General features: G+C 69.1%; 25 protein-coding genes and 1 riboswitch. Of the genes, 12 read left to right on the plus strand and 13 right to left on the minus strand.

Going from position 1 to position 23,206, the window contains the following annotated elements; translation table 11 throughout:
• Positions 1–146: 146 nt before the first annotated feature.
• A complete protein-coding gene (thiC, locus tag ACFWYM_RS02690) occupies positions 147–1,955 on the minus strand; it encodes a phosphomethylpyrimidine synthase ThiC (protein ID WP_384829125.1) in 1,809 nt (602 codons plus the stop codon).
• Positions 1,948–2,094: riboswitch (TPP riboswitch) on the minus strand. Its footprint overlaps the gene before it by 8 nt.
• Before the next feature lie 71 nt (positions 2,095–2,165).
• Here thiC and ACFWYM_RS02695 point away from each other — a divergent pair.
• Positions 2,166–3,560: a YibE/F family protein gene (locus tag ACFWYM_RS02695; protein WP_384829127.1), complete on the plus strand. Its 1,395-nt coding sequence runs from the start codon at positions 2,166–2,168 to the stop codon at positions 3,558–3,560.
• 81 nt (positions 3,561–3,641) lie between these two features.
• Here ACFWYM_RS02695 and ACFWYM_RS02700 read toward each other — a convergent pair whose 3' ends face one another.
• The 4 genes from ACFWYM_RS02700 to ACFWYM_RS02715 all read right to left on the minus strand — a co-directional run bounded on the left by ACFWYM_RS02700 (position 3,642) and on the right by ACFWYM_RS02715 (position 5,941).
• The gene (locus ACFWYM_RS02700) at positions 3,642–4,076 is read right to left on the minus strand and encodes an SsgA family sporulation/cell division regulator (protein WP_384829129.1); all 435 of its coding nucleotides are present in this window, start codon (positions 4,074–4,076) and stop codon (positions 3,642–3,644) included.
• A 98-nt stretch (positions 4,077–4,174) separates the two neighbouring features.
• Positions 4,175–4,900 carry an IclR family transcriptional regulator gene (locus ACFWYM_RS02705; protein WP_384829419.1) on the minus strand — a complete coding sequence of 242 codons (726 nt, stop codon included), beginning with the start codon at positions 4,898–4,900 and terminating at the stop codon, positions 4,175–4,177.
• Positions 4,901–5,189: 289 nt separating this feature from the next.
• A complete protein-coding gene (locus ACFWYM_RS02710) occupies positions 5,190–5,405 on the minus strand; it encodes a DUF5326 family protein (RefSeq protein ID WP_384829421.1) in 216 nt (71 codons plus the stop codon).
• A 218-nt stretch (positions 5,406–5,623) separates the two neighbouring features.
• Positions 5,624–5,941, minus strand: a complete 318-nt coding sequence (locus tag ACFWYM_RS02715) for a cupin domain-containing protein (RefSeq protein WP_384829130.1) — start codon at positions 5,939–5,941, stop codon at positions 5,624–5,626.
• Positions 5,942–6,013: 72 nt separating this feature from the next.
• On the opposite strand from ACFWYM_RS02715, the gene ACFWYM_RS02720 reads away from it, so the two are divergent.
• From ACFWYM_RS02720 to ACFWYM_RS02740, 5 genes are all read left to right on the plus strand, one after another.
• Entirely contained in the window at positions 6,014–6,394 is a 381-nt protein-coding gene (locus ACFWYM_RS02720) for a phage holin family protein (protein ID WP_384829132.1), read from the plus strand.
• Positions 6,395–6,400: 6 nt separating this feature from the next.
• On the plus strand, positions 6,401–6,904 hold the full coding sequence (locus tag ACFWYM_RS02725) for a low molecular weight protein-tyrosine-phosphatase (protein WP_384829134.1): 504 nt from the start codon (positions 6,401–6,403) through the stop codon (positions 6,902–6,904).
• Complete coding sequence (locus ACFWYM_RS02730) at positions 6,901–8,094, plus strand: cystathionine gamma-lyase (protein ID WP_384829136.1); 1,194 nt, start codon at positions 6,901–6,903, stop codon at positions 8,092–8,094. Before ACFWYM_RS02725 ends, ACFWYM_RS02730 begins: the two co-directional genes overlap by 4 nt.
• A gap of 250 nt (positions 8,095–8,344) precedes the next feature.
• A complete protein-coding gene (locus ACFWYM_RS02735; protein WP_384829138.1) occupies positions 8,345–9,250 on the plus strand; it encodes a LysR family transcriptional regulator in 906 nt (301 codons plus the stop codon).
• A 58-nt stretch (positions 9,251–9,308) separates the two neighbouring features.
• A complete protein-coding gene (locus tag ACFWYM_RS02740) occupies positions 9,309–9,791 on the plus strand; it encodes an NUDIX domain-containing protein (protein ID WP_384829140.1) in 483 nt (160 codons plus the stop codon).
• A gap of 33 nt (positions 9,792–9,824) precedes the next feature.
• Here ACFWYM_RS02740 and ACFWYM_RS02745 read toward each other — a convergent pair whose 3' ends face one another.
• Complete coding sequence (locus tag ACFWYM_RS02745) at positions 9,825–11,330, minus strand: globin domain-containing protein (RefSeq protein ID WP_384829142.1); 1,506 nt, start codon at positions 11,328–11,330, stop codon at positions 9,825–9,827.
• Positions 11,331–11,707: 377 nt separating this feature from the next.
• Positions 11,708–12,352, minus strand: coding sequence for an HAD family hydrolase (locus ACFWYM_RS02750; protein ID WP_384829144.1), 645 nt, complete (start codon positions 12,350–12,352; stop codon positions 11,708–11,710).
• 76 nt (positions 12,353–12,428) lie between these two features.
• Between ACFWYM_RS02750 and ACFWYM_RS02755 the strand changes: the two genes are divergently transcribed.
• Complete coding sequence (locus tag ACFWYM_RS02755; protein WP_384829422.1) at positions 12,429–12,965, plus strand: DUF2269 domain-containing protein; 537 nt, start codon at positions 12,429–12,431, stop codon at positions 12,963–12,965.
• Positions 12,966–12,970: 5 nt separating this feature from the next.
• Positions 12,971–13,837: a GNAT family N-acetyltransferase gene (locus tag ACFWYM_RS02760; protein WP_384829146.1), complete on the plus strand. Its 867-nt coding sequence runs from the start codon at positions 12,971–12,973 to the stop codon at positions 13,835–13,837.
• A 100-nt stretch (positions 13,838–13,937) separates the two neighbouring features.
• On the opposite strand, the gene ACFWYM_RS02765 is transcribed toward ACFWYM_RS02760, so the two are convergent.
• Entirely contained in the window at positions 13,938–15,149 is a 1,212-nt protein-coding gene (locus ACFWYM_RS02765; protein ID WP_384829148.1) for an MFS transporter, read from the minus strand.
• 141 nt (positions 15,150–15,290) lie between these two features.
• Here ACFWYM_RS02765 and ACFWYM_RS02770 point away from each other — a divergent pair, with 141 nt between their 5' ends.
• A complete protein-coding gene (locus ACFWYM_RS02770) occupies positions 15,291–15,749 on the plus strand; it encodes a MarR family winged helix-turn-helix transcriptional regulator (protein WP_384829150.1) in 459 nt (152 codons plus the stop codon).
• A gap of 28 nt (positions 15,750–15,777) precedes the next feature.
• Complete coding sequence (locus ACFWYM_RS02775) at positions 15,778–16,230, plus strand: GNAT family N-acetyltransferase (protein WP_384829152.1); 453 nt, start codon at positions 15,778–15,780, stop codon at positions 16,228–16,230.
• Positions 16,231–16,288: 58 nt separating this feature from the next.
• Here the strand turns inward: ACFWYM_RS02775 and ACFWYM_RS02780 are convergent, their stop codons facing one another.
• Together ACFWYM_RS02780 and ACFWYM_RS02785 are read right to left on the minus strand one after the other, a co-directional pair.
• Entirely contained in the window at positions 16,289–17,668 is a 1,380-nt protein-coding gene (locus ACFWYM_RS02780; protein ID WP_384829154.1) for a serine hydrolase domain-containing protein, read from the minus strand.
• Between the two features lie 66 nt (positions 17,669–17,734).
• Complete coding sequence (locus ACFWYM_RS02785) at positions 17,735–18,313, minus strand: winged helix-turn-helix domain-containing protein (protein ID WP_384829156.1); 579 nt, start codon at positions 18,311–18,313, stop codon at positions 17,735–17,737.
• Between the two features lie 100 nt (positions 18,314–18,413).
• Here ACFWYM_RS02785 and def point away from each other — a divergent pair, with 100 nt between their 5' ends.
• Positions 18,414–19,046 (plus strand): peptide deformylase, encoded by a 633-nt coding sequence (gene def, locus ACFWYM_RS02790; protein ID WP_384829158.1) that lies wholly within the window; start codon positions 18,414–18,416, stop codon positions 19,044–19,046.
• A 32-nt stretch (positions 19,047–19,078) separates the two neighbouring features.
• On the opposite strand, the gene dnaB is transcribed toward def, so the two are convergent.
• Positions 19,079–20,557: a replicative DNA helicase gene (gene dnaB / locus ACFWYM_RS02795; protein ID WP_384829160.1), complete on the minus strand. Its 1,479-nt coding sequence runs from the start codon at positions 20,555–20,557 to the stop codon at positions 19,079–19,081.
• Between the two features lie 454 nt (positions 20,558–21,011).
• Between dnaB and ACFWYM_RS02800 the strand changes: the two genes are divergently transcribed.
• A complete protein-coding gene (locus ACFWYM_RS02800) occupies positions 21,012–22,355 on the plus strand; it encodes an MATE family efflux transporter (RefSeq protein ID WP_384829162.1) in 1,344 nt (447 codons plus the stop codon).
• A 116-nt stretch (positions 22,356–22,471) separates the two neighbouring features.
• Here ACFWYM_RS02800 and rplI read toward each other — a convergent pair whose 3' ends face one another.
• Entirely contained in the window at positions 22,472–22,918 is a 447-nt protein-coding gene (gene rplI / locus ACFWYM_RS02805; RefSeq protein ID WP_384829164.1) for a 50S ribosomal protein L9, read from the minus strand.
• An 18-nt stretch (positions 22,919–22,936) separates the two neighbouring features.
• Positions 22,937–23,173, minus strand: a complete 237-nt coding sequence (gene rpsR, locus ACFWYM_RS02810; RefSeq protein ID WP_003949403.1) for a 30S ribosomal protein S18 — start codon at positions 23,171–23,173, stop codon at positions 22,937–22,939.
• Between the last annotated feature and the right edge of the window lie 33 nt (positions 23,174–23,206).

The raw sequence follows: 23,206 nt of genomic DNA on the forward strand, positions 1-23,206 counted from the left end.
GCATTATGGCCCCCCGTGTTGCCCGCAGCGATGACCCAATATCGCACCACCTTGGCCCCTTAACCGCGGCGTCTCTGTAGAAGGGCACGTGGCGCGGGCCTCGTCGAGGCCCGCGCCCCATGGAGCATGTGTACGCCCTTGCGCCACTACTCCGCGATCGGCAGGTACACGCGGTTGCCGGCCGCCGCGAACTCCTTCGACTTCTGCTCCATCCCGGCCTCGATCTCCTCCGCGGACGTCGGCGACGTCGGCGCGGCGAGGTCGCCGCCGTGCTCGCGCCGAATGTCCTGGGAGATCTTCATCGAGCAGAACTTCGGCCCGCACATCGAGCAGAAGTGCGCCGTCTTCGCGGGCTCGGCGGGCAGCGTCTCGTCGTGGAACTCCCGTGCCGTGTCCGGGTCCAGGGCCAGGTTGAACTGGTCCTCCCACCGGAACTCGAAGCGGGCGTCCGACAGCGCGTCGTCCCAGTCCTGCGCGCCCGGGTGCCCCTTGGCGAGGTCGGCGGCGTGCGCGGCGATCTTGTACGTGATGACACCGGTCTTCACGTCGTCGCGGTTGGGCAGACCCAGGTGCTCCTTCGGCGTCACGTAGCAGAGCATCGCCGTGCCCCACCAGCCGATCATCGCGGCGCCGATGCCGGAGGTGATGTGGTCGTAGGCGGGCGCGATGTCCGTGGTGAGCGGGCCGAGCGTGTAGAACGGCGCCTCCTCGCAGATCTCCTGCTGAAGGTCGATGTTCTCCTTGATCTTGTGCATCGGGACATGGCCCGGGCCCTCGATCATCGTCTGCACGTTGTGCCGCTTGGCGATGGTGTTGAGCTCGCCGAGCGTCCGCAGCTCCGCGAACTGCGCCTCGTCGTTGGCGTCCGCGATCGAGCCGGGCCGCAGGCCGTCACCGAGCGAGTACGTCACGTCGTACGCGGCGAGGATCTCGCAGAGCTCCTCGAAGTTCTCGTAGAGGAAGCTCTCCTTGTGGTGCGCGAGGCACCAGGCCGCCATGATCGAGCCGCCGCGCGAGACGATGCCGGTCTTGCGGCGCGCGGTGAGCGGGACGTACGGGAGGCGCACGCCCGCGTGCACCGTCATGTAGTCCACACCCTGCTCGGCCTGCTCGATGACCGTGTCCTTGTAGATCTCCCAGGTCAGCTCCTCGGCGCGGCCGTCGACCTTCTCCAGGGCCTGGTAGAGCGGCACGGTGCCGATCGGCACGGGGGAGTTGCGCAGGACCCACTCGCGGGTGGTGTGGATGTTGCGGCCGGTGGAGAGGTCCATGACCGTGTCGGCGCCCCACTTGGTGGCCCAGGTCATCTTGTCCACCTCCTCCTCGATGGAGGACGTGACCGCGGAGTTGCCGATGTTGGCGTTCACCTTCACCAGGAACCGCTTGCCGATGATCATCGGCTCGATCTCGGGGTGGTTGACGTTGGCGGGGATCACCGCGCGACCGGCGGCGACCTCCTCGCGGACCACCTCGGGGTCGATGTTCTCGCGGATCCCGATGAACTCCATCTCGGGAGTGATCTCCCCGCGCCGGGCGTACGCGAGCTGCGTCACGGCCTTCCCGTCCCGGCCCCGGCGGGGCTGGCGCGGACGGCCGGGGAAGACCGCGTCGAGGTTCTTCAGGCCACCGCGGGGCGAGGTGTGCTTGATCCCGTCGTCCTCAGGGCGGGGCGGGCGCCCCACGTACTCCTCGGTGTCGCCCCGGGCGATGATCCAGTTCTCGCGCAGCGGCGTGAGGCCCCTGCGCACGTCGGTGTCGGCGGCCGGGTCGGTGTACGGGCCCGAAGTGTCGTACAGCGTCACGGCCTTGCCGTTGGTGAGGTGCACCTGCCGGACCGGCACCCGCAGATCGGGGCGCGAGCCCTCGATGTACGCCTTGTGCCAGCCGATGGACGTCCCGGCCTCGTCGTTCTGCTGCTGCGTCGAGGCAGGCGTGCGTGCGTCCGATGTGGTCATGAGACCTACTCCCTACGCCGGCATTACCCGGTAACAGGTTCGGCGGTCGACGCAGCGGATTCCGTACCGGCTTGTGCCGATGTCGTACGGAGTTCAGCGCCCTCTCAGCCCGGTGCTCCGAGCTCCCGCGATTGCAAAGGTGCCCCCACGCTAGCGTCATACCGGGCGCGCTGAACAGAGGGCCCCCACCGTTCTTGCGATGATCGGGCCGTGACCAGTACCCAGCCACCGCCCCCGGGGCCCCCGTCCGGCCCGCCGTCCGGCCCGCCGACCAGGCCACCGGGCCAGGACGCGCACGGGCACGGCCACTCCCACAGCCACGGTCCGGCCGCCCCGGTCTCGCGCCATCTGCGCAAGGTCATCGCCGCCGTCCTGATCCCCTTCGCGACGGCGGTCGTCGTGGGCCTCGCGGTGCTGTGGCCCGGCGGCACGCCCGCCCATGAGCGGACCGGTGTCGGCTTCGACCGGCAGACGCAGTCCGCGACGGTGACCGAGGTCGAGAAGGTCTCCTGCAAGGACGTGAACGCCTCGCAGACCCCGCCCAACGGCGACACCTCCACCGCCGAGGGCCGGACCGCTCAGCAACGGGCGGACGGGACCTGCGAGAAGGCCACGATCAAGGTGACCAGCGGCAAGGACAAGGGCCGCACCTTCACGGAGATCGTCCAGCCGGACTCGCCCCGGAAGCTGCACCAGGGCCAGGGCGTGGTGGTCGCCTACGAGCCGAAGGCCCCCAAGAACCTGCAGTACTCGGTCACCGACGTGAACCGCAAGGTCCCCATGGCGCTGCTCGCCGGGATCTTCGCCCTCGCCGTGGTCGTCGTGGGCCGGATGCGGGGCCTCATGGCCCTGATCGCCCTCGCGGTGAGCTTCCTGATCCTGACCTTCTTCATCCTGCCCGCGATCCTGCAGGGCTCGAACCCGCTGGTCGTCGCGGTGGTCGGGGCGAGCGCCATCATGCTGATCGCGCTCTATATGTGCCATGGACTCACGGCCCGCACCTCCGTCGCGGTCATCGGCACCCTCATCTCCCTCCTGTTGATCGGACTCCTCGGCTCCGTCTTCATCGGCTGGGCCGCCCTGACCGGCAACACGGACGACAACACCGGCCTCATCCACGGCCTCTACCCGTCCATCGACATGAGCGGCCTGCTCCTCGCGGGCGTCATCATCGGCTCGCTCGGCGTCCTGGACGATGTGACGGTGACCCAGACCTCCGCCGTCTGGGAACTCCACCAGGCCAACCCGACGATGGGCTGGCGCGGCCTCTACCGCGCGGGCATCCGCATCGGCCGCGACCACATCGCCTCGGTCGTCAACACCCTCGTCCTGGCGTACGCGGGTGCGGCCCTGCCCTTGCTGCTGCTCTTCTCGGTGGCACAGAGCAGCGTCGGCACGGTGGCCAACAGCGAGCTGGTCGCCGAGGAGATCGTGCGCACCCTCGTCGGCTCCATCGGCCTGGTCGCCTCGGTGCCGGTGACCACCGCCCTCGCGGCCCTGGTGGTCTCCGCCGACCGCTCGGGCTCCCTGGCCGGGGCGGCCCCCACGACTGCGGGGGGCCGCCCGGGGCGCGGCGGCGGAAGGGGGCGCCGCCGCAAGCGCTGACCGCTGCTTCCCCGGCCTTCGCGGGGGGCGCGTCGGCAAAATGCACCGATCTGCCATCCCGCGGTGCCGGTTGAACCAAGGTCAGCCCGCGCTCTGCTCGGCGAGGATCCGGTCGAGCGCCTCGTCGAGGTGGGTGTCGAAGCCGGCAAGGGCCCGCTCCTGGCCCAGCGGCACCAGCTTGTCCGTACGGTCGAGGAAGGCGAGCAGCGGCGGGATCCCGGCCCGGAACAGCGCCTGGTCACCGCCCACTTGCAGACGGATCAGGACCTCGTCGAGCAGGTCCGGGTCGGTGGGCGCGATGTGCACGTCCCCGTCCCCGCACGGCCTGCCCACCCCGTCGACCAGCAGCTCCCGGCCGAAGGCCCAGGTCACGGGGGCATCGCCGGGGAGGTGGAAGGTCAGGCGCACGGCATAGGGGTCACGCGTCTCGTAGCGCAGCTCCACCGGAATACGGAACGACAGTTCCTCGGAAACGAGGAAGCTCATCATGACCTCTGCCTGGACCGACTCACGCATCGCCTACCCCGTCATTGCCATCACATGGCCAGGAACCAACTCCCTGACACTGCTGGCATCTTGCTTAACGTGCACACCAAATCACAAGGAGTGAGTTTTCAGATGCTGATAGAGAAGGCGAGTGTCCCTAGTAGCTTTCCGATCTCACTCTGCAACTGCCTGGCTGCGGGGAGTAGTCGATCGGCTTGATTGGACGGAAGGGAAATGGCCATCGTGGCGGCCGTGTTTCCCGCGGTGATGGGGATCGCGGCGCAGACCGTGCCGAGCGCGTACTCCTGTCGCTCCACGATCGGCTGCATCCGCCGCATGCCGTCGAGCCGCCGCAGGAAGGTCCGGTGGTCACGGACCGAGTACCGGGTGATGGACTGCACGGGGTAGCGGTCGAGGTGGTCCTGGCGCTCCTCGTCGCCGAGTTGGCCGAGGAGGCACTGGCCGATCGCGTGGGCGTGCCCGGTCTCCCGGAAGTCGGCCCACTCCTCCACGGCCGGATTGGCGGGGGTGTCCGCGACGCCCACGACCTCGATCTCGCCCTCGCGGTAGACGGCGAAGTAGACCGGGACACCGATGGCGTCCCGCCAGTGCTCCAGGGCTTTGCCGATCATGCCGAGACGATGGTGCCGCGCTCCGCTGCTGCTCAGCTGCTCGGACGCTTCGCCGAGCACGAACACGCCCTTCTCGCGCCGGAGATAGCCCTCGTGCGTCAGCGTGCGCAGCAGGTGGTACGCCGTGGGGAGGGCGAGCCCGGATTCCCGGGCCAACTGCTTTGCGGGGGCGCCGTACTGGTGCGACGAGGCGGCTTCCAGGAGCCGCATCGCACGTTGCACGGAGCCGATGAGGGTGGGGGCCACGGGAGCGGGTGGCGCCCCCAACTGCCCTTCGTCGAGGGGCCGTGCGTCGCCGGCCGGAAGGGCAGCGGACGTGGTGTCAACCATGGCCAAGGTTCACTCCCGAAGCGCGTGGGGGTTTCCGCCCGTGCCCGGGAAACACGGGAGAGGGTGGTGCGCCCGCCGGCGGGGCTCGCCCCGCGTCGGTTTTCGGACTCTAACCCTTGGCCACCGCTCCCCGGCGCGCTGCCGGGAAACTTCCCCCGCCTGAGCGAACCGTTGCCAGACGTCACCAATCGCTGCGCGACGAGGACGAGCCGGATATGAACTTCCGTACGACGTAGATGAGTCCGCCGACCAGGGCGACGAAGATGAGCACCTTGAAGAGCAGGCCGATCACGAATCCGACGACGCTCGCTATCAGCCCGCCGAACACGACCAGGGCGATGACCGGCACCGCGATCCACTTCACCCACCACGGCATGCCCGCGAAGATCTCCCGCATTGCCATCGTCCTTACCTCTCTCCTCTGCATCGCTGCATCCACGCGCTCCGCACTGTCGCTTCCGGGCGCTTCTCCGACTTTCTGCATTCGATGCTAGGCGGGGAAAGGGCGCTGCGGGGCCCTCGGGTCCCTTGTCCTCCCCTGATGCTTTCCCCTAGGGAACCCCGAGGTCGAAGCCCTGAGAACGTCAGCCGAGAGGCGGAGAGGCGCGGGAGGGATCAGGCTTCGGGCGGCGAGAAGACGACGAGGACCCGCAGGTCCTCGGTGATGTGGTGGAACTTGTGCGCCACCCCGGCAGGCACGTACACGACGCTGCCCCGGGCCACCTGCGTCGTCTCCATGCCGACGGTGATCGAAGCGCGGCCGCTCACGATCATGTACACCTCGTCCTGCCGGTGCGGCTGTTGGGGGTCGGTCTCCCCTGCGTCGAGCGCGTACAGGCCGACCGACATGTTCCGCTCCCGCAGGAACTGCAGATATGCCCCGTCGTTGGCGGCGCGCTCCGCCTCCAGCTCGTCCAGTCGGAATGCCTTCATCGCCCTCGTACGCCCCTTGTGCTGATCAGTGAGCCCCGCCGCTCGTCCCCTGCGTCTGCCACGATCAGACACATGAAGAATTTCCTAGTCAAGACGATCGCCAACGCCGCGGCACTCGCCGTGGCCGTTTGGCTCCTCGACAAGATCACGCTGACCGGCGACAACACCGGCAAGAAGGTGCTCACGCTCCTTGTCGTGGCCCTGCTCTTCGGCCTGGTCAACTTTCTCGTCAAGCCCGTCGTGAAGGTGCTCACCTTCCCGCTGTTCATCCTGACCCTCGGCCTGATCACGCTGGTGGTCAACGCCCTGATGCTGCTGCTCACCTCGTGGCTGGCCGGCAAGTTCGACCTCAACTTCCATGTGGAGGGCTTCTGGACCGCCGTACTGGGTGGCTTGATCATCTCGATCGTGTCCTGGGCGATGAACGTCGTCCTGCCCGACGACGAGGACTGAGGCCGCGTGCCTGCGACGCCCTATCGCGTGTGCTTCGTCTGCACCGGCAACATCTGCCGCTCGCCGATGGCCGAGTCCGTCGTCCGCGCGCGGGTGGCGGAGGCCGGGCTCGACGGCCTGGTGGAGGTCGACAGCGCGGGCACCGGAGGCTGGCACGAGGGCGACGGCGCGGACCCGCGCACCGTCTCCGTCCTGGCCGGGAACGGCTATGGGACCGAGCACACGGCCCGCCAGTTCCAGTCCTCCTGGTTCGCCCGCCTCGACCTGGTGATCGCGCTGGACGGCGGCCATCTGCGAGCCCTGCGCCACCTCGCGCCGACCCCGGCCGACGCGGCGAAGGTCCGGCTCCTGCGCTCGTACGACCCGGACGCGGCCGCCGACGACCTCGATGTGCCGGACCCCTACTACGGCGGTCTCGACGGCTTCGAGGAGTGCCTCACCATGGTGGAGGCGGCGAGCGACGGACTGCTCGACGCGGTACGTGACGCAGTGGAAGGGCGGGCGGCATGACGGACACCCCGGCGGGAGCCGGCGCGACGGGCGACGGCACGAGGGCGGTACGGGCGGGTCTGCCGGACCCCGTGAAGCACGAACCGACGCTCCCCGGGCCCGTGTTCGCGGCCCACTTCCACCTGCCGGGCGACCCCACGGGCGGATACGCGTACGGGCGGGACGAGAACCCGACCTGGACGCACCTGGAGCGGGCCATCGGCGAGCTGGAGGCGCCGGGCCGGGTGTCCGGCGAGGACGGGTCGGTGGCGGGCCTGGACGGGTCGGCGGCGGGCGTGGAGACACTGGTCTTCGCCTCCGGGATGGCCGCGATCTCCGCGGTCCTGTTCTCGCAGCTGCGCGCCGGTGACGTGGCCGTGCTGCCGGACGACGGCTACCAGGTGCTGCCCCTGGTCCGCGAGCAGCTCACCGCATACGGGATCGAGGTGCGCACCGCCCCGACCGGCGGCGACGCCCAGCTCGACGTCCTCGACGGCGCGCGGCTGCTGTGGATCGAGACACCCTCGAACCCCGGCCTCGACGTCTGCGACGTGCGCCGGCTCGCCGACGCGGCCCACGCGCGTGGGGCCCTGGTCGCCGTCGACAACACCCTGGCCACCCCGCTCGGTCAGCGCCCGCTCGAACTCGGCGCCGACTTCTCCGTGGCCAGCGGCACCAAGCAGCTCACCGGGCACGGCGACATCCTTCTCGGCTACGTCGCCTGCCGCGACGCCGCCCTGGCGACGTCCGTACGGCGCTGGCGCAAGATCGTCGGCGCGATTCCGGGGCCCATGGAGGCGTGGCTCGCCCACCGCTCGCTCGCCACGCTCCAGCTGCGCGCCGACCGGCAGAACGTCAATGCCCTGGCCGTCGCCGAGGCCCTGCGCGCCCGGCCCGAGGTGACCGGGCTCCGCTATCCCGGGCTGACCGACGACCCCTCGCACAAGACCGCGGCCCGGCAGATGCGCCGCTTCGGCTGCGTGGTCTCGTTCACGCTGCCCACGCGCGCGCGTGCCGAGCGTTTCCTCGACGCGCTGCACCTCGTGGACGACGCGACGAGCTTCGGCGGCGTCCGGTCGACGGCCGAGCGCCGGGGCCGGTGGGGCGGCGACGCGGTCCCGGAGGGCTTCATCCGCCTCTCCGCGGGCGCCGAGGACGCGGAGGACCTGGTGGCCGATGTGCTGCGCGCGCTCGACGAGTCCGCCGACTGACCGGTTTCCGCTGCTGACCTGGGCCGGTCCGGTGGATCGCGCCTAGTACCGGGCTACGTACAACGGACGTCCCGAGCCTCCCCCCTCGTGGCTCGGGACGTCTTCGGTTCTGCGCGCGAAGAACCGCGCGAACAAGGCTAGTTGACTCTGTGTCAGTGTCCAATCACGGTAGCGACAGAAACCTATCGACATATTTATAGTTGGGCGCGCATCCGACAGGGCAGAGGCCCTGGAAGGGGAGGGCGTCGACATGGATCTGGCCCTGCTGCGCACGTTCGTAACCGTGCACCGGGCCGGCTCCTTCACCCGCGCCGCCGCCCTGCTCGGCCTGTCGCAGCCCGCCGTGACCTCCCAGATCCGCACCCTGGAGCGGCAGTTGGGGCGTCCGCTCTTCCTCCGCCAGGCGCGCGGGGTGACGCCGACGAGCATCGGGGACGAGCTGGCGCACAAGGCAGCACCCCACCTGGACGCCCTGGTGGAGATCGCCGAGACCGGCCTCGACGAGGAGTCGTCGGTCCGCACGCTGCACCTCGCCGGGCCTCCCGAGTTCATCGCGGAACGCGCCCTGCCCGCGCTCACCGCCCCGGACCGCCACGACAGCCAGAGCCTCACACTCCGCGCCTCGTTCGGGAACGCCGACGAGGTCCTGGAAGGGCTCGCCGCCGGACACCACGACCTGGCCATCTCCACGGCCCGCCCCCGAGGCGCCCTGCTCACCGCGACCCCGCTCTGCGACGAGGAGCACGTCCTGGTCGCGGGGGAGCGCTGGGCCGCCCGCATCGGACCGGGCAAGCTGCGCCGCAAGGGGGCCCTTGTCCTGGAGAACCTCCCGGTGGTCGAGGTGCACGAATCCCTGCCGTTCGTCGCCCGCTACTGGGCCGCGGTCTTCGACTCCCGGCCCGCCGCATCCGGATCCGTCATCGTGCCCGACCTGCGGGCCGTCCTCGCCTGTACGGCCAAGGGAGCCGGGCTCGCCGTCCTGCCCCGCTATCTGTGCGCACCCGCCCTGGAACGCGGGGAGATCGTTGCCCTCCTCGACCCCGCGGTGCCACCGCTGCGCACCTACTTCCTTGCGACGCGCACCGGCACCCTCGCGATGCCGCACATCGCACGGGCCCACGAGTGGCTGCTGCGCGCCGCCGTCGACTGGGCATGACCCGGCGATTGCCGGACCGGGATGTTTCACGTGGAACGGACCGGGCCACATTTCTCCCATGACCGTCCGACCCGTGGTCAAGCGCACCGCACGCGCCGTCCTGCTGGACGGTGACGACTTCATCCTGATCAAGCGGACCAAGCCCGGCGTCGACCCGTACTGGGTCACGCCTGGCGGCGGCGTGGAGCCCGAGGACGCCACCGTCGTCGACGCGCTCCATCGCGAAGTGGACGAGGAGCTCGGCGCGAAGATCACCGATGTCGTGCCCTGCTTCGTGGACACCGTGGAGCACATCGGCGAGGACGGCGGCGCCACCGGCGTGAAGGTCCAGCACTTCTTCGTCTGCCGCCTCGCGTCCATGGACACGGGACAGCGGCACGGCCCCGAAGTCGAAGAGCCCTGCGGGGAGTACGAGATCGTACGGGTGCCCTTCACCCGGGTGGGGATCGCCTCGGTCCACCTCGTGCCGCTGTCGCTGCGGCACTATCTGGACGGCAACATCGAGGGCGTCCGCGCGATGCACGCCCCCGACCTGGGCTAGGGCCCGATCGCGGCAAGACCTGCCGGGCGGGCCCTAGTCGCCTGCGGTCACCAGCTCTTCGACCGAGTCATGGCGGATCCGCCCGGCCGGTATCCCGATGTCCCGTAGGGCGTCCACACCGCTGCGGATCATGCCGGGCGGGCCCGAGAGATACGCGTCGTACTCATTCCAGGGGCCGTACTCCCGCACGGCGTCGGGCAGTTGGGCCTGCTGGTCCACGACCGGGCGGACAGCCAGCCAGGGGTGGGTCTGCTGGAGTCGCAGCATCGTGTCGATGTCGTACAGGTCGTGGTCCGTGCGTGCACCGTAGAAGACCTCGACCGGGCGCCTCCTGCCGTGCTCGGCGACGTCCTCGACGAGCGCCTTGATGGGCGCGATGCCGGTGCCGCCGCCGAGGCAGAGCAGCCCGCTGTCGGTGGTGTGGTCGACGGTCATGGAGCCGGCGGGCGGGCCGAGCCTCAGCACGTCGCCGGGGCGGGCGCGGTGCACCAGGGCGTTGGAGACCCAGCCCGCCGGAACCGCCTTCACGTGGAAGGAGAGCAGCCCGTCCGGGCGGGGTGCGGAGGCGAACGAGTAGTGCCGCCAGATACGCGGCCACCACGGCGTCTCCAGGCTGGTGTACTGACCCGCGAGGAAGGGATACGGCTGGTCGGTGCGGACCGTGACGACCGCGATGTCGGGCGTCCTGAGGTCGTGCGAGACAACCTCCGCGTACCACCACGCGGGGGCTCGCAGCTCATCTTCGGCCGCCGAGTCGATCATGATCTGGGAGATCGTCGTGTAGGTCCGCACCCAGGCGGCCTCGGTCTCCTCGTCCCAGATCGCACTCGCGTACCGGCTCAGGGAGCCGATCAGGCACTCACCGACAGCCGGGTAGTGCTCGGGCCGGGTGCCGTACTTGCGGTGCCCCCGGCCGAGGTTCTCCAGATATGAGACAAGTACGTCGGTGTTGTCGATGTGCTCGGCCGCCGTCAGCAGCGCCTTGAGCAGCCGGTCCCGCTGGGTGTCCATCGCGGCGGGGAACAGCGATCTGAGTTCGGGGTGCCGGGTGAAGAGCAGGGCGTAGAAGTACGAGGTCACCTTGTCGGCGACGGGGCCCACCTCGGCCATGGTGCGCTGCACCAGGACCGCGTCGGGGGAGGCATCGTCCCGTACGGGCGCGGAGGCGACGGGCGCGGTGGACGCAGGCTCGGAGGTGACGGACTCAGGCGCGGGCCGCGGGGTGGTGGGCTCGGTCGGCTCGGGGCCGGAGGGAGCATCGGGTTCCGGCGCGGCGGTCGATATTCGAGCCTCTTCCGCTACGGCCTCCGTCGCCACCGGCTCGTCGCTCTCCACCGGGGCGGCGTCGCCTGCCTCCGTGCGGGCAGTACCGGGCCTGCCGAGCGGACGTATGGGTGTGGCGCGGCGTCCCTCGGGTGCCTCGGGCTCCGCCGCGTCCGTACGCACCGGCGGCTTGCGCGGGGTGAACCAGCCGCCTCCGCCGCTGTCACCCCCGCCGGAAGCCTCGTTGTCGGCCGACTTGGTGGTCGGAGCGTCCATCGTGTGCCTCGCCTCGAACATCTCTCAGTCGGTCTGCGCACTTCCCCAGCGGAAGGCTTGTTTTCCCCGCTCTGCCTCGGCAGCCAATGTGGCCACATTGAACCCCGGATTCCCGGACCCTACGGACAAGTAGCCCAGAATGTGACATTGGACGCAGTCATCTCACCGCAGCATCCCATCCACTCGTGTCGCGTCGGCCGGATAACGAGAAGTCCGGGTCTTCGATCTCTTTGCCCCGTTAGGCTGCATTGACCTGCGCTCATGCCTCGCGAGGTGCGCAGACGCCCACTGGGCGTGAACCGGACTCGACCATACCGGCAGCCTCTCGACACACAAGTCCCCCTGTCCTTCATACGGAATTCAGCACGCGACACCGGTCAATTGCCGCAATTAACGGACCCCCGCACCAATTTGTAAGCCTTGCGGAGATCCCTCCCCACATAAGAGTGCGTGGCCAGACTTACGAGGCGTTCGTCCGCATTGACCGCGACGGACACCGGCACCGCGCCGAACAGATCCAGGTCCGAGACCGAGTCTCCATAGGCGACGCAGCCCCCGCGCCGCACGCCGAACTCTTCACAGAGCCGGTCCATGATCTTCACCTTGGCCGCCGGGGTGAGAATGCCCTCCGGATTTACCGCCTCAGTGAACGGCACAGCCGGAAAACGCGACCCATATGCGGCGTGAACACCCCAATCGAGGAGCCGCTCAACGAAGAATGACGGCGAGAGCGAGACAACAGCGGCGTAATCGCCCCTCTCTCTGATCTCGGCCCAGGTTTCGGGAATTCCGGACAGCCAGGGCGCGCCCTCGAACGCGGCCACCACCTGCGCCTCCGTGAGCTCCGCCCACAAGGCACGCACCCGGACCGCGTACTCCAGCGAGTCGACGCGACGCGTCACGAACAGCCGCTCAAGCTCCACGATCTCGGCCTCCAGGCCGAGTTGGCGAGAGATCTCGACCGGGGCGGCCGTGCCATGCAGCAGTGTTCCGTCGAGGTCGAAGAGGTGAAGGCGAGCCATGTACGCCGAGGCTAGTACCCGCGGTTACTCCCGCTGTCAGACGCCCTCACCGCACGCGCTCGGCATCGTGTTTCACGTGAAACTTCATCGCCCCGCCCGTCGGGCCATCCTGGTCGTTCATGTAGCCGTCTCTGTCAGCTGGGCCGGTATCACCCTGGGCCTGCTCGCACTCGCCGTCACCGCGGCAACCACCGGATCCCCGGACGCCGCGGAGGCTTCGTACCGCTCGATGAAGCTGTTCGCGGACTGGCTCATCGTGCCGGTCGCGCTGCTCACCTTGGTGAGCGGGCTGGTTCTCTCACTGGGCACTCCCTGGGGCCTGGCCCGGCACCGCTGGGTCTACGCAAAATTCTGGCTGACCCTCGTCACCACCGGTCTGTCGATCTTCCTCCTGCTCCCCGGCATCAACGAATCGGCAGAACAAGCCATCGCAGGGCAGCCGTTGGAAGGAACGTGGAAGCTCGCCATCGGCCCGTGCGTCTCCTTGAGCGCCTACCTCTTCATGACCGCGATCTCCGTGCTCAAGCCCTGGGGACTGACCCGTCGTGGCCGAAAGCAGCGGGCCTCTCTCCACAAACAGGTGGACGCAAGGGACATGCGTCAGACAGCCTGACCCGCGTGTCGACACCTTCCCTCTCCGCACTCCCCATCCGCCGTCTGACTCCCCAAGGCGTCTCCGCCTGCGCCGACTTGTCCGAGAATCGGGGCTGGCCCCGTGAGGACCACAAGTGGAGCCTGCTGCTGTCCGCGGGCACCGGCTACGGCATCGACGACCCGGAAGGCGGTCTCGTCGCCGCCTGCGTAGTGACCGAGTACGGCCTTCCGGAGCAGCCCGGTCTCGCGGCCATCGGCATGGTCCTGGTCGCCGAGCGGCACGCCCGCCAAGGTGTCGGCCTCCGGCTGATGCGCCACGTGATCGAGGAGGCCGGCACGACGCCGCTCACCCTGCACGCGACGCCCTACGGCCAACCCCTCTATGAGCAGCTCGGCTTCAAGACGACCGGCCGCGCCGAGATGGTCCGCGGCCGGTTCACCCCCGGCGGCCAGGAGCCCCAGGTGCCCACCCGGCCCGCCACGGCCGAGGACCTGCCCGCGATCCTGCGGCTCGACACAGAGGTCTTCGGCCTCGACCGCACACACATGCTCACGCGCCTCCCGGCCTTCTCCGACCTGTTCCGGGTCGCGGAGCTGGACGGCGAGATCGTCGGCTACGCGAGCGCCTGGCCGAATATGGAGACCCATGTCGTCGGCCCGCTGATCGCCCGTGACACGGAGACGGCGAAGTCGCTCATCGCCTCGCTCGGCACCCGCTCCGACCGGCCGCTGCGCACCGACATCGACGTACGCCATGAGGAGCTCCTCGCCTGGGTGAAGGAGCGCGGCCTCGCGCCCGTGTCCTTCAATGCCGTGATGACGTGCGGCATCTCGGGACTGCCCGGCGACTGGACCCGCCGCTTCGCACCGCTGACGGTGGCCGCGGGCTGAGGGAGCCCCACACCACACCGAGGCACGCCCTCAAGTACCCGATGATGAGGGGTACTTGAGGGCGTGCTTTGTGCGATGTCCGCGCGGCGCGTGGTGGACGTCAGTGGTGTACGGGCTGCGGCTGCTCGACGGCTGCCGCACCGGAGACGACCAGGCTGGGCCCGGAGGCGGAGCGGCGCTCCAAACCGGCCGCCACAACCGCGAGGACGAGAGCCGAGCCCGCGAGGACGGCACCGACCCAGTTCGGCGCGGTGTAGCCGAGGCCCGCGGCGATGACGAGGCCGCCGAGCCATGCCGAGAGCGCGTTGCCGAGGTTGAAGGCGCCGATGTTCACGGCCGAGGCCAGCGTGGGTGCACCGGACGCCTGGTCGAGCACTCGCTTCTGCAGCGGGGGCACCGTCGCGAAGCCCAGCGCACCGATCAGCATGACCGTCACGGCAGCGGCAATCTTGTTGTGCGCGGTGAGCGTGAAGAGGGCGAGCACGAGGGCCAGGCCGCCCAGCGAGACGTACAGAAGGGGCATCAGCGCGCGGTCCGCGAGCTTCCCGCCGATCAGGTTCCCGGCGACCATGCCGAGCCCGAACAGGACGAGCAGCCAGGTCACGGAGGAGTCCGCGTAGCCCGCGACGTCCGTCATCATCGGCGCCAGGTAGGTGATGGCGGCGAAGACCCCGCCGAAGCCGAGGACGGTCATCGCCATGGCGAGCAGCACCTGGACGTTCCGGAACGCCGCCAGCTCGTGCCGCAGCCGCACACCCTCGGGCTGGGGCAGGTCGGGGACGAGCTTGGCGATGCCCACGAGGCCGATGACGCCGAGCACGGCGACGATGGCGAAGGTCATGCGCCAGCCGAGGGTCTGCCCGACGAAGGTACCGAGGGGCACTCCGACCACATTGGCCACAGTCAGACCGGTGAACATCATGGCGATCGCTCCGGCCTTCTTCTCCGGCGCGACGAGTTCGGCCGCGACGACCGAGCCGATGCCGAAGAAGGCACCGTGGGCGAGTGAGGCGACGACGCGGCCGGCCAGCATCACACCGAAGACCGGGGCCACGGCGGAGAGCAGGTTGCCCGCGATGAAGAGCCCCAGCAGCAGCATGAGCATCCGCTTGCGGGGGATCTTGGTGCCGAGGACGGTCATGAGGGGCGCGCCCAGCACGACCCCGAGGGCATAGCCGGTCACCAGGAAGCCGGCTGTCGGGATGGAGACACCGAAGTCACCCGCGACCTCGGGCAGGAGCCCCATGATCACGAACTCTGTGGTTCCGATTCCGAAGGCCCCGATCGCGAGGGCCAGAAGCGCGAGAGGCATGGGATCTACCTTCCAGACGGTTGCAGGTGCGCTTTACGTGACTTCACAATAATTGCAGACGCGCGCTAATTGCAAGCGCCGGATATTGCAGCCATCGACTACCCTTGGGGGCACACGCTCCGGGACGGAGGAAGAAGAGCCATGACAGCGACAGACCCGGCACTCACCGCCCTCGCACAGGGCTGGTGCGCGCTCTCCCTGCTCCACGGCAGGATCGAGGCACACATCGAGCGCGCCCTGCAAGCCAGGCACGACCTGAGCGTGCGCGAGTACTCGCTGCTCGACGTCCTCAGCCGCCAGCACGACGGAGAGGGCGGCCATCTGCAGATGAAGCAGGTCGCCGACGCCGTGGTGCTGAGTCAGAGCGCCACCACGCGCCTGGTCACCCGTCTCGAGGACCGCGGGCTGCTCTCGCGCTATCTGTGCCCCACCGACCGCCGCGGCATCTACACCAACGTCTCCGAAGCCGGGCTCAAGCTCCTGGAAGAGGCCCGCCCCACCAACGAGACCGCCCTGCGCGAAGCCCTCGACGAAGCGGCACAGAACCCCGAACTGGCACCCCTGGTCCGGGCCGTCGAAACCGTACGAGCGACTGTCTGAGGTGCGGTCCTCCGCTTAGGCTGCCGCCATGGGAGATCTTGAGATACGCCCGGCGGCAGCGGAGGACCTGCCCGCCATCGTCGCGATGCTCGCCGACGATCCGCTCGGCGCCGAACGGGAATCCCCGGACGACCTGACGCCGTACCGCACCGCGTACGAACGTCTGGCCGGTGACCCACATCAGCACCTGGTCGTCGCCGTGCGCGAGGGACGCGTCGTCGGCACGCTCCAGCTCACGATCATCCCGGGCCTGTCCCGGAAGGGCGCCACCCGCTCGATCATCGAGGGCGTGCGCGTGCACGCGGACGAACGGGGCAGCGGGCTCGGCACCCGGTTCATCGAGTGGGCCGTCGATGAATCCCGGCGCCAGGGTTGCCAGTTGGTGCAGCTGACCTCCGACGCCACCCGCGTCGACGCTCACCGCTTCTACGAGCGGCTCGGTTTCACGGCATCGCACGTGGGCTTCAAACTCCAGCTCTGACAGCACTGGTGGGGCTGTTTCACGTGAAACAGCCCCACCATCCCACCTGCGCGACGGACTACGGCAGCCCTCGCCACCCCTCCGGGTCCACCCCGCCCGGCACCGGTGCCCCTGCCTCGTAGGGCTCACGCGTGAAGACGAACGACCCCAGGTCGAGATGGCTCACCGACCCGTCCGCCCTCCGTACCGCGCGCAACTGCTCCCCCGCGTAGTAGCCGTCCAGGCCCGTCCACGTACCGTCCCCGTTCGCCCGGAACCGCGCCTGGCGCCCTCCGCCGCCCGCGAGCGGCCCCAGCACCACCGCGCCCTGCCCCGTCGAGCGCAGCACGACCACCTGTGTACCGAAGTACCAGGAGCCGACCAACTCCATGACGGAGGAGTCGACTTCGGTCGCCGGGCGCCACGGCTCGGGGATGCGCGGCTCGGCCTCGGCCACCATGAGCACCAGCTCCGCGGTCAGGGCACCGATGGCGGGCCCGGAGGTGCAGTTGACCAGGGCGACGGCCGCGAGCCCCTCCTCCTCGCTCACCAGGAGGCCCGCCAGGTAGCCGGGCAGCGATCCCAAGTGACCGAAGAGGGTGCGTCCTCCGACCCGCAGCAGCTGCGTCCCCAGGCCATAGGTCGCGTCCCAGTTCTCCGCCGCCAACGGCGCCGACGGCGTCCGCATCTCCCGCACCGACTCAGCGCTGAGCACCCGGTCGTCCCCTGCGAGCAGGAAGGCCGCGAAGCGCCCCAGGTCCGCCGTCGTGGACCAGAGCTGGCCGGCCGGGGCCATGAGACCCACGTCCTCGACCTGCTCGGGCATCATCACGTCCGCCCAGGGGTGCACGGCCCAGCCCCCGGCGTGCGGGTCCTGCGGCTGCGCACTCGTGCGGTCCAGGCCGAGTGGCTCCAACACCTCGCGGCGGAGCGCCTCCTCCCACGGGACACCACGCAGCTTCTCCACCAGCGAACCGAGCAGCGTATAGCCGGGGTTGGAGTAGTGATGGAGCCGGCCGACGGGGTGCTTGAACGGCTCCTCACCCAACACATCCGAGAGCTCGGGACGCAGCGCAGCGGAGCTCCGCTCCCACCAGGGGCCCGGAGACTCGGCCGCCAGACCGCTGGTGTGCGCGAGGAGTTCGACGATGGTGACGTCACCGGCACCCGTACCCGGCAGATGCTTCTCCAGCGGGTCCGAGAGATCGAGCAGACCCTCGTCCCGCAGTCGCATCACGAGGACGGCGGTGAAGGTCTTGGTGATCGAACCGATGCGGTACTGGACATTCTCGTCCGGAGCGTGCCCGTCCACAGAGGTGCGCGCCCCGGTCCACACCAACTCCCCGTCTCTGATGACCGAAGCGACCAGCGAGGGGGCACGCCCCTGGGACTGGGCGGTGGCGACCCGATGCAGGAGGGCTCGGCGGGTGGTGGGCAGCAGCTCTTCACGAGATGTCATGGCACCAGTCCACCCTGAGCGATGCTCTTCGTCGACCGCTTTTGTCAGACCTGCTTCAGACCCGCGTCAGATCTGATCCGGCTCGTCGGCCACCTCGGGCAGCAACGGGAAGAGGCGGGTGATGAGAGCCACCGGCCGGGCGCCGTCAGGCCGGGCCAGGGGGCGCTGTTCACGGTCCTGGTAGGGGGCGAGCGCCCTGCGGACGGTCTCCGCGACCCGGCTCATCTCCTCGGGCGTCAGATAGGCGACCGCGCTGAACGCCTCGTCATGGCGCCACTCGGCCGGAGCCTCATTCCTCCGGCTCAGCCAACGCTGCCAGCTCTCGTCCTCGAGTCCGCGTGCCAGATCGCCGAACTGCCCCTCCGCCGAGGCCACTTCACTGGACTCGTGCGTCGTCAGGCGCCACGGGCGTGCGCGGCCCCCCTGGTGAGGGGCCTCCTCGATGTATCCGTGGCGTGCGAGTTGCCGCAGATGGAACGAGCAGAGCCCCGAGCTGTAGCCCAGCCGGACGGCCGCTTCGGTCGCCGTGACCGTGCCGACCTCGGCCAGCAGGTCCAGCAGGGCCGTGCGGACCTCGTGCTCACGCAGTTCGTCACCGGCGCCTTGGGCCAAGGGGGCCTGCGGGTGGAGATCGTCTTCAGTCACTTTGCAAAGTCTGCTACTTTGCAAAGCACTTGGCAAGCGGCTCTCGCTTGCCCGAAGGGGGGAGACAGCCTTGTCCGTTCACCACGATCAACCCCGCCCCATGGACCGGCGCGTCCGTGTGCAGGGCCGGCCCGTCGACGCGTATCCCGCTCTGCCGCCAGAGGCCGGAAGGGGTGCGGTGCGGCGGGTCACTGTGGTGGGCGAGGAGATCCTGAGCCGCCCGTGCCAGGAGGTTGTCGAGTTCGGCACCCCGGAACTCTCGGCGTTGATCGACGATATGTTCCTGACGATGTACGTGGCCGACGGCGCGGGCCTCGCCGCCAACCAGGTGGACGTCGACCTGCGGCTGTTCGTCTATGACTGCCCGGACGACCACGGCATCCGGCACGTGGGCCACATCATCAACCCGGTGCTCGAACTGCCCGATCCGGGCGACCGCCGCCTCGTGGACGAAGGCGAGGGCTGCCTCTCCGTGCCCGGCGCCACCATGGAGGTCCCCCGCACCGATCGCGCCGTCGTCCGCGGCTCCGACAAGGACGGCAATCCCGTCGTCATCGAAGGGACGGGCTACTTCGCGCGCTGCCTGCAGCACGAGACCGACCATCTCCACGGGCGTGTCTATCTCGACCGGCTGTCCAAGCGCGATCGCAAGGACGCGCTGCGACAGATGGCGGAGCGCCGCGAGGAGGTCTTCACCCGACGCGACACCAAGGCGGCCCAGTTGGGCCACTGAGGCGCCCGGCCTCCACGGTCAGATCCCCGTCATCAGGTCTGTGCCATGTCCACGAAGCGCGAGTAGTGGCCCTGGAAGGCGACGGTGATCGTCGCGGTCGGGCCGTTACGGTGCTTGCCCACGATGATGTCCGCCTCGCCCGCGCGCGGGGACTCCTTCTCGTACGCGTCCTCGCGGTGCAGCAGGATCACCATGTCCGCGTCCTGCTCGATGGAGCCGGATTCACGCAGGTCGGAGACCTGGGGCTTCTTGTCCGTGCGCTGCTCGGGGCCACGGTTCAGCTGCGAGAGCGCGATGACCGGGACCTCGAGCTCCTTGGCGAGCAGCTTGAGGTTTCGCGACATGTCCGAGACTTCCTGCTGTCGGCTCTCGGACCGCTTCGAACCACCGGACTGCATCAGCTGCAGATAGTCGATGATCACAAGCTTGATGTCGTTGCGCTGCTTGAGGCGGCGGCACTTCGCGCGGATCTCCATCATCGACAGGTTCGGGGAGTCGTCGATGTAGAGCGGCGCCGCCGAGACCTCGGGCATCCGGCGCGCGAGCCGGGTCCAGTCCTCGTCCGTCATCGTGCCGGAGCGCATGTGGTGCAGCGCCACCCGCGCCTCGGCGGAGAGCAGGCGCATCGCGATCTCGTTGCGCCCCATTTCCAGGGAGAAGATGACGCTGGGCAGGTTGTGCTTGATGGAGGCGGCGCGCGCGAAGTCGAGCGCCAGCGTCGACTTACCCATGGCGGGACGGGCCGCGATGACGATCATCTGGCCCGGGTGCAGACCGTTCGTGAGGGAGTCGAAGTCGGTGAAGCCCGTGGGCACACCGGTCATCTCGCCGCTGCGCGAGCCGATCGCCTCGATCTCGTCGAGCGCGCCTTCCATGATGTCGCCGAGCGGCAGATAGTCCTCGCTGGTGCGCTGCTCGGTGACCGCGTAGATCTCGGCCTGGGCGCTGTTGACGATCTCGTCGACGTCGCCGTCGGCCGCGTATCCCATCTGCGTGATGCGGGTACCGGCCTCGACGAGACGGCGCAGGACCGCGCGCTCGTGCACGATCTCCGCGTAGTACTCGGCGTTCGCCGCCGTCGGGACCGAGCCGACCAGGGTGTGCAGATACGGGGCGCCGCCGACCTTGGTGATCTCACCGCGCTTGGTGAGCTCGGCGGCGACGGTGATCGGGTCGGCCGGCTCCCCCTTCGCGTACAGATCGAGGATCGCCGTGTAGACCGTCTCGTGGGCCGGGCGGTAGAAGTCGTGGCCCTTGAGCACCTCGACGACGTCGGCGATGGCGTCCTTGGAGAGCAGCATGCCGCCGAGCACGGACTGCTCGGCGTCGAGGTCCTGCGGCGGTACGCGCTCGAAGGAGGCGCCGCCGCCGTCCCAGCCGCCACCCTCACGGCCCCGCTCGTGCTGCTCGTCGCGGCCACGGCCGCCCTCGCGGCGCTGGCGGGAGACGGGCAGACGGTCACCCGGACCGCTGTCGGCCCAGGGGTCGTCCAATGGCTCGGAAATACTCACCGGGCCACCTCCTCCCGTCCGCCGAGCGGACCTCGCCGTGCCCCTCTTTCTTACGGCACGACACTGACAAAACAGGAAGCCCAACTCCGGTTCTGACGCGTCGGTTTTACGCGGTTTCCGAGGACGGAGAAGGAGGCGGGCGCCGGACCACGGTAGGCCCGGGGGCACCGTCAGCCAATCTGGTTATCCACAGGCGGTGTGGATGACGGGCGCGATGCTGTGGAGAACTCGGCGAAACCTGTGCACGGCGCGGTGGACAGCCCTGTGAACAAGCCCTCAGCCCTCACAGCAAACCCACTCTGACCTGGCACTTTCCCATCCACCGGCTGTGCAGAAGAAAAACTTCCCCAGTCGGCCCAAGATCTTGGCGAACCCCGTCCCGTCGAGCACCCGACAGCTGTCTCCGTAAGGGTCCTATAGCAGTTGCATCTCTTACCTGTGGAAGATTAGATTGATGCCCATGACACAGGCCCCCGTGGCGACCAAGGCCGCCCGGCGGCAGCACGACCGAGAGATCCTCGCGCTGGCCGTCCCCGCCTTCGGCGCACTCGTCGCCGAACCCCTCTTCGTGATGGCCGACAGTGCCATTGTCGGTCACCTGGGCACGGCACAGCTCGCCGGACTCGGCGTCGCCTCGGCGCTCCTGACGACTGCGGTCAGCATCTTCGTCTTCCTTGCCTACGCCACGACAGCCGCCGTCGCCCGCCGTGTGGGCGCCCAGGACCTCAGGGCCGCCATCCGTCAGGGCATGGACGGCATCTGGCTCGCGCTTCTCCTGGGCATCGCCGTCATCGCCGTCACGCTGCCGACGGCCCCCTCACTCATCGGGCTCTTCGGCGCCTCCGACACCGCCGCTCCGTACGCGAGCACGTATCTGCGCATCTCCGTCCTCGGCATCCCGGCGATGCTCGTCGTCCTGGCGTCCACCGGTGTCCTGCGCGGCCTCCAGGACACCCGTACCCCGCTCTATGTGGCGGTCGGCGGCTTCGTGGCGAACGGTGCCCTCAACGCCGGGCTCGTCTACGGCGCCGGACTCGGCATCGCCGGCTCCGCCTGGGGCACCGTCATCGCGCAGTACGCGATGGCCGCGGTCTATCTCTTCGTGGTCGTGCGCGGTGCCCGGCGCCATGGCGCCTCGCTCCGCCCTGATCTCGTCGGCATCAAGGCGTGTGCCCAGGCCGGAGCGCCCCTGCTCGTACGGACGCTGTCGCTGCGGGCCATCCTGATGATCGCGACCGCCGTGGCCGCCCGTCTCGGCGACGCCGATATCGCGGCCCACCAGATCATCCTGTCGCTGTGGAGCCTGCTCTCGTTCGCCCTCGACGCCATCGCCATCGCGGGGCAGGCGATCATCGGCCGCTATCTCGGCGCCGACGACCCACAGGGAGCCCGTGACGCCTGTCGTCGGATGGTGCAGTGGGGTGTCGCCTCCGGGGTCATCCTGGGAGCACTGGTGGTCGTCACGCGACCGCTGTTCATCCCGCTCTTCTCGAGTGACCCCTCCGTCCAGGACGCAGCCCTGCCCGCCCTCGTCGTGGTGGCCCTCTCCCAGCCGATCTGTGGCGTCGTGTTCGTCCTCGACGGCGTCCTCATGGGTGCGGGCGACGGGCCCTATCTCGCTTGGGCGATGCTGGCGACCTTGGCCGCCTACGCTCCCGTGGCACTGCTGGTCCCCACGCTGGGCTGGGGACTGACGGGCGTATGGGGAGCCATGATGCTGATGATGACGGTGCGCATGCTGACACTCTGGCTGCGGGCCCGCTCCGGGCGGTGGATCGTCACCGGGGCCACGCGCTGAGGCAGTGGCGACGCTGTTTCACGTGAAACGACGACACTGCAGCACGTCGACGACATGGCAAAGGGGCCGCACCCAGTGGGTGCGGCCCCTTTACTCAGTCCTACCAAGCGCAGTGCTTAGGCGGAGACGACCTCGACGTTGACCTTCGCGGCAACCTCGGGGTGCAGACGCACGGACGTCGCGTGGGCGCCCAGCGTCTTGATCGGCGCGCCGAGCTCGACACGACGCTTGTCGACCTTCGGGCCACCGGCAGCCTCGATCGCCGAAGCGACGTCGGCCGGGGTGACGGAACCGAAGAGACGACCGGCGTCGCCGGAGCGGACAGCCAGACGGACCTTGACGGCCTCGAGCTGAGCCTTGATCTCGTTGGCCTGCTCGATCGTCTGGATCTCGTGGATCTTGCGAGCACGACGGATCTGCTCGACGTCCTTCTCGCCACCCTTGGTCCAGCGGATCGCGAAGTTCCGCGGGATCAGGTAGTTGCGGGCGTAGCCGTCCTTGACGTCTACGACCTCGCCGGCGGCGCCGAGGCCGGTGACCTCGTGGGTGAGGATGATCTTCATGAGTCGGTCACCCTTCCCTTATCGCGCGGTGGACGTGTAGGGCAGCAGCGCCATCTCACGGCTGTTCTTCACGGCCGTGGCGACGTCACGCTGGTGCTGCGTGCAGTTGCCGGTCACGCGGCGGGCACGGATCTTGCCGCGGTCGGAAATGAACTTCCGCAGCATGTTCGTGTCCTTGTAGTCCACGTACGTGACCTTGTCCTTGCAGAAAGCGCAGACCTTCTTCTTCGGCTTGCGCACAGGCGGCTTCGCCATGGTGTTTCTCCTGTGTGATCAAGAAGTGTGGGT

Source organism: Streptomyces sp. NPDC059009 (assembly GCF_042740175.1).
Taxonomy (GTDB): Bacteria; Actinomycetota; Actinomycetes; order Streptomycetales; family Streptomycetaceae; genus Streptomyces.

Excerpts from the sequence above, each read along its gene's own strand:
- ACFWYM_RS02765 (WP_384829148.1), bottom strand. The coding sequence starts at position 15,149 with ATGCCTCTCGCGCTTCTGGCCCTCGCGATCGGGGCCTTCGGAATCGGA.
- ACFWYM_RS02715 (WP_384829130.1), bottom strand. The coding sequence starts at position 5,941 with ATGAAGGCATTCCGACTGGACGAGCTGGAGGCGGAGCGCGCCGCCAAC.
- ACFWYM_RS02750 (WP_384829144.1), bottom strand. The coding sequence starts at position 12,352 with ATGGCTCGCCTTCACCTCTTCGACCTCGACGGAACACTGCTGCATGGC.
- ACFWYM_RS02770 (WP_384829150.1), top strand. The coding sequence starts at position 15,291 with ATGACAGCGACAGACCCGGCACTCACCGCCCTCGCACAGGGCTGGTGC.
- def (WP_384829158.1), top strand. The coding sequence starts at position 18,414 with ATGGACCGGCGCGTCCGTGTGCAGGGCCGGCCCGTCGACGCGTATCCC.
- ACFWYM_RS02720 (WP_384829132.1), top strand. The coding sequence starts at position 6,014 with ATGAAGAATTTCCTAGTCAAGACGATCGCCAACGCCGCGGCACTCGCC.
- ACFWYM_RS02800 (WP_384829162.1), top strand. The coding sequence starts at position 21,012 with ATGCCCATGACACAGGCCCCCGTGGCGACCAAGGCCGCCCGGCGGCAG.
- thiC (WP_384829125.1), bottom strand. The coding sequence starts at position 1,955 with ATGACCACATCGGACGCACGCACGCCTGCCTCGACGCAGCAGCAGAAC.
- ACFWYM_RS02710 (WP_384829421.1), bottom strand. The coding sequence starts at position 5,405 with ATGCGGGAGATCTTCGCGGGCATGCCGTGGTGGGTGAAGTGGATCGCG.
- ACFWYM_RS02700 (WP_384829129.1), bottom strand. The coding sequence starts at position 4,076 with ATGCGTGAGTCGGTCCAGGCAGAGGTCATGATGAGCTTCCTCGTTTCC.
- ACFWYM_RS02745 (WP_384829142.1), bottom strand. The coding sequence starts at position 11,330 with ATGGACGCTCCGACCACCAAGTCGGCCGACAACGAGGCTTCCGGCGGG.
- ACFWYM_RS02740 (WP_384829140.1), top strand. The coding sequence starts at position 9,309 with ATGACCGTCCGACCCGTGGTCAAGCGCACCGCACGCGCCGTCCTGCTG.
- rpsR (WP_003949403.1), bottom strand. The coding sequence starts at position 23,173 with ATGGCGAAGCCGCCTGTGCGCAAGCCGAAGAAGAAGGTCTGCGCTTTC.
- ACFWYM_RS02780 (WP_384829154.1), bottom strand. The coding sequence starts at position 17,668 with ATGACATCTCGTGAAGAGCTGCTGCCCACCACCCGCCGAGCCCTCCTG.
- rplI (WP_384829164.1), bottom strand. The coding sequence starts at position 22,918 with ATGAAGATCATCCTCACCCACGAGGTCACCGGCCTCGGCGCCGCCGGC.
- ACFWYM_RS02735 (WP_384829138.1), top strand. The coding sequence starts at position 8,345 with ATGGATCTGGCCCTGCTGCGCACGTTCGTAACCGTGCACCGGGCCGGC.
- ACFWYM_RS02730 (WP_384829136.1), top strand. The coding sequence starts at position 6,901 with ATGACGGACACCCCGGCGGGAGCCGGCGCGACGGGCGACGGCACGAGG.
- ACFWYM_RS02775 (WP_384829152.1), top strand. The coding sequence starts at position 15,778 with ATGGGAGATCTTGAGATACGCCCGGCGGCAGCGGAGGACCTGCCCGCC.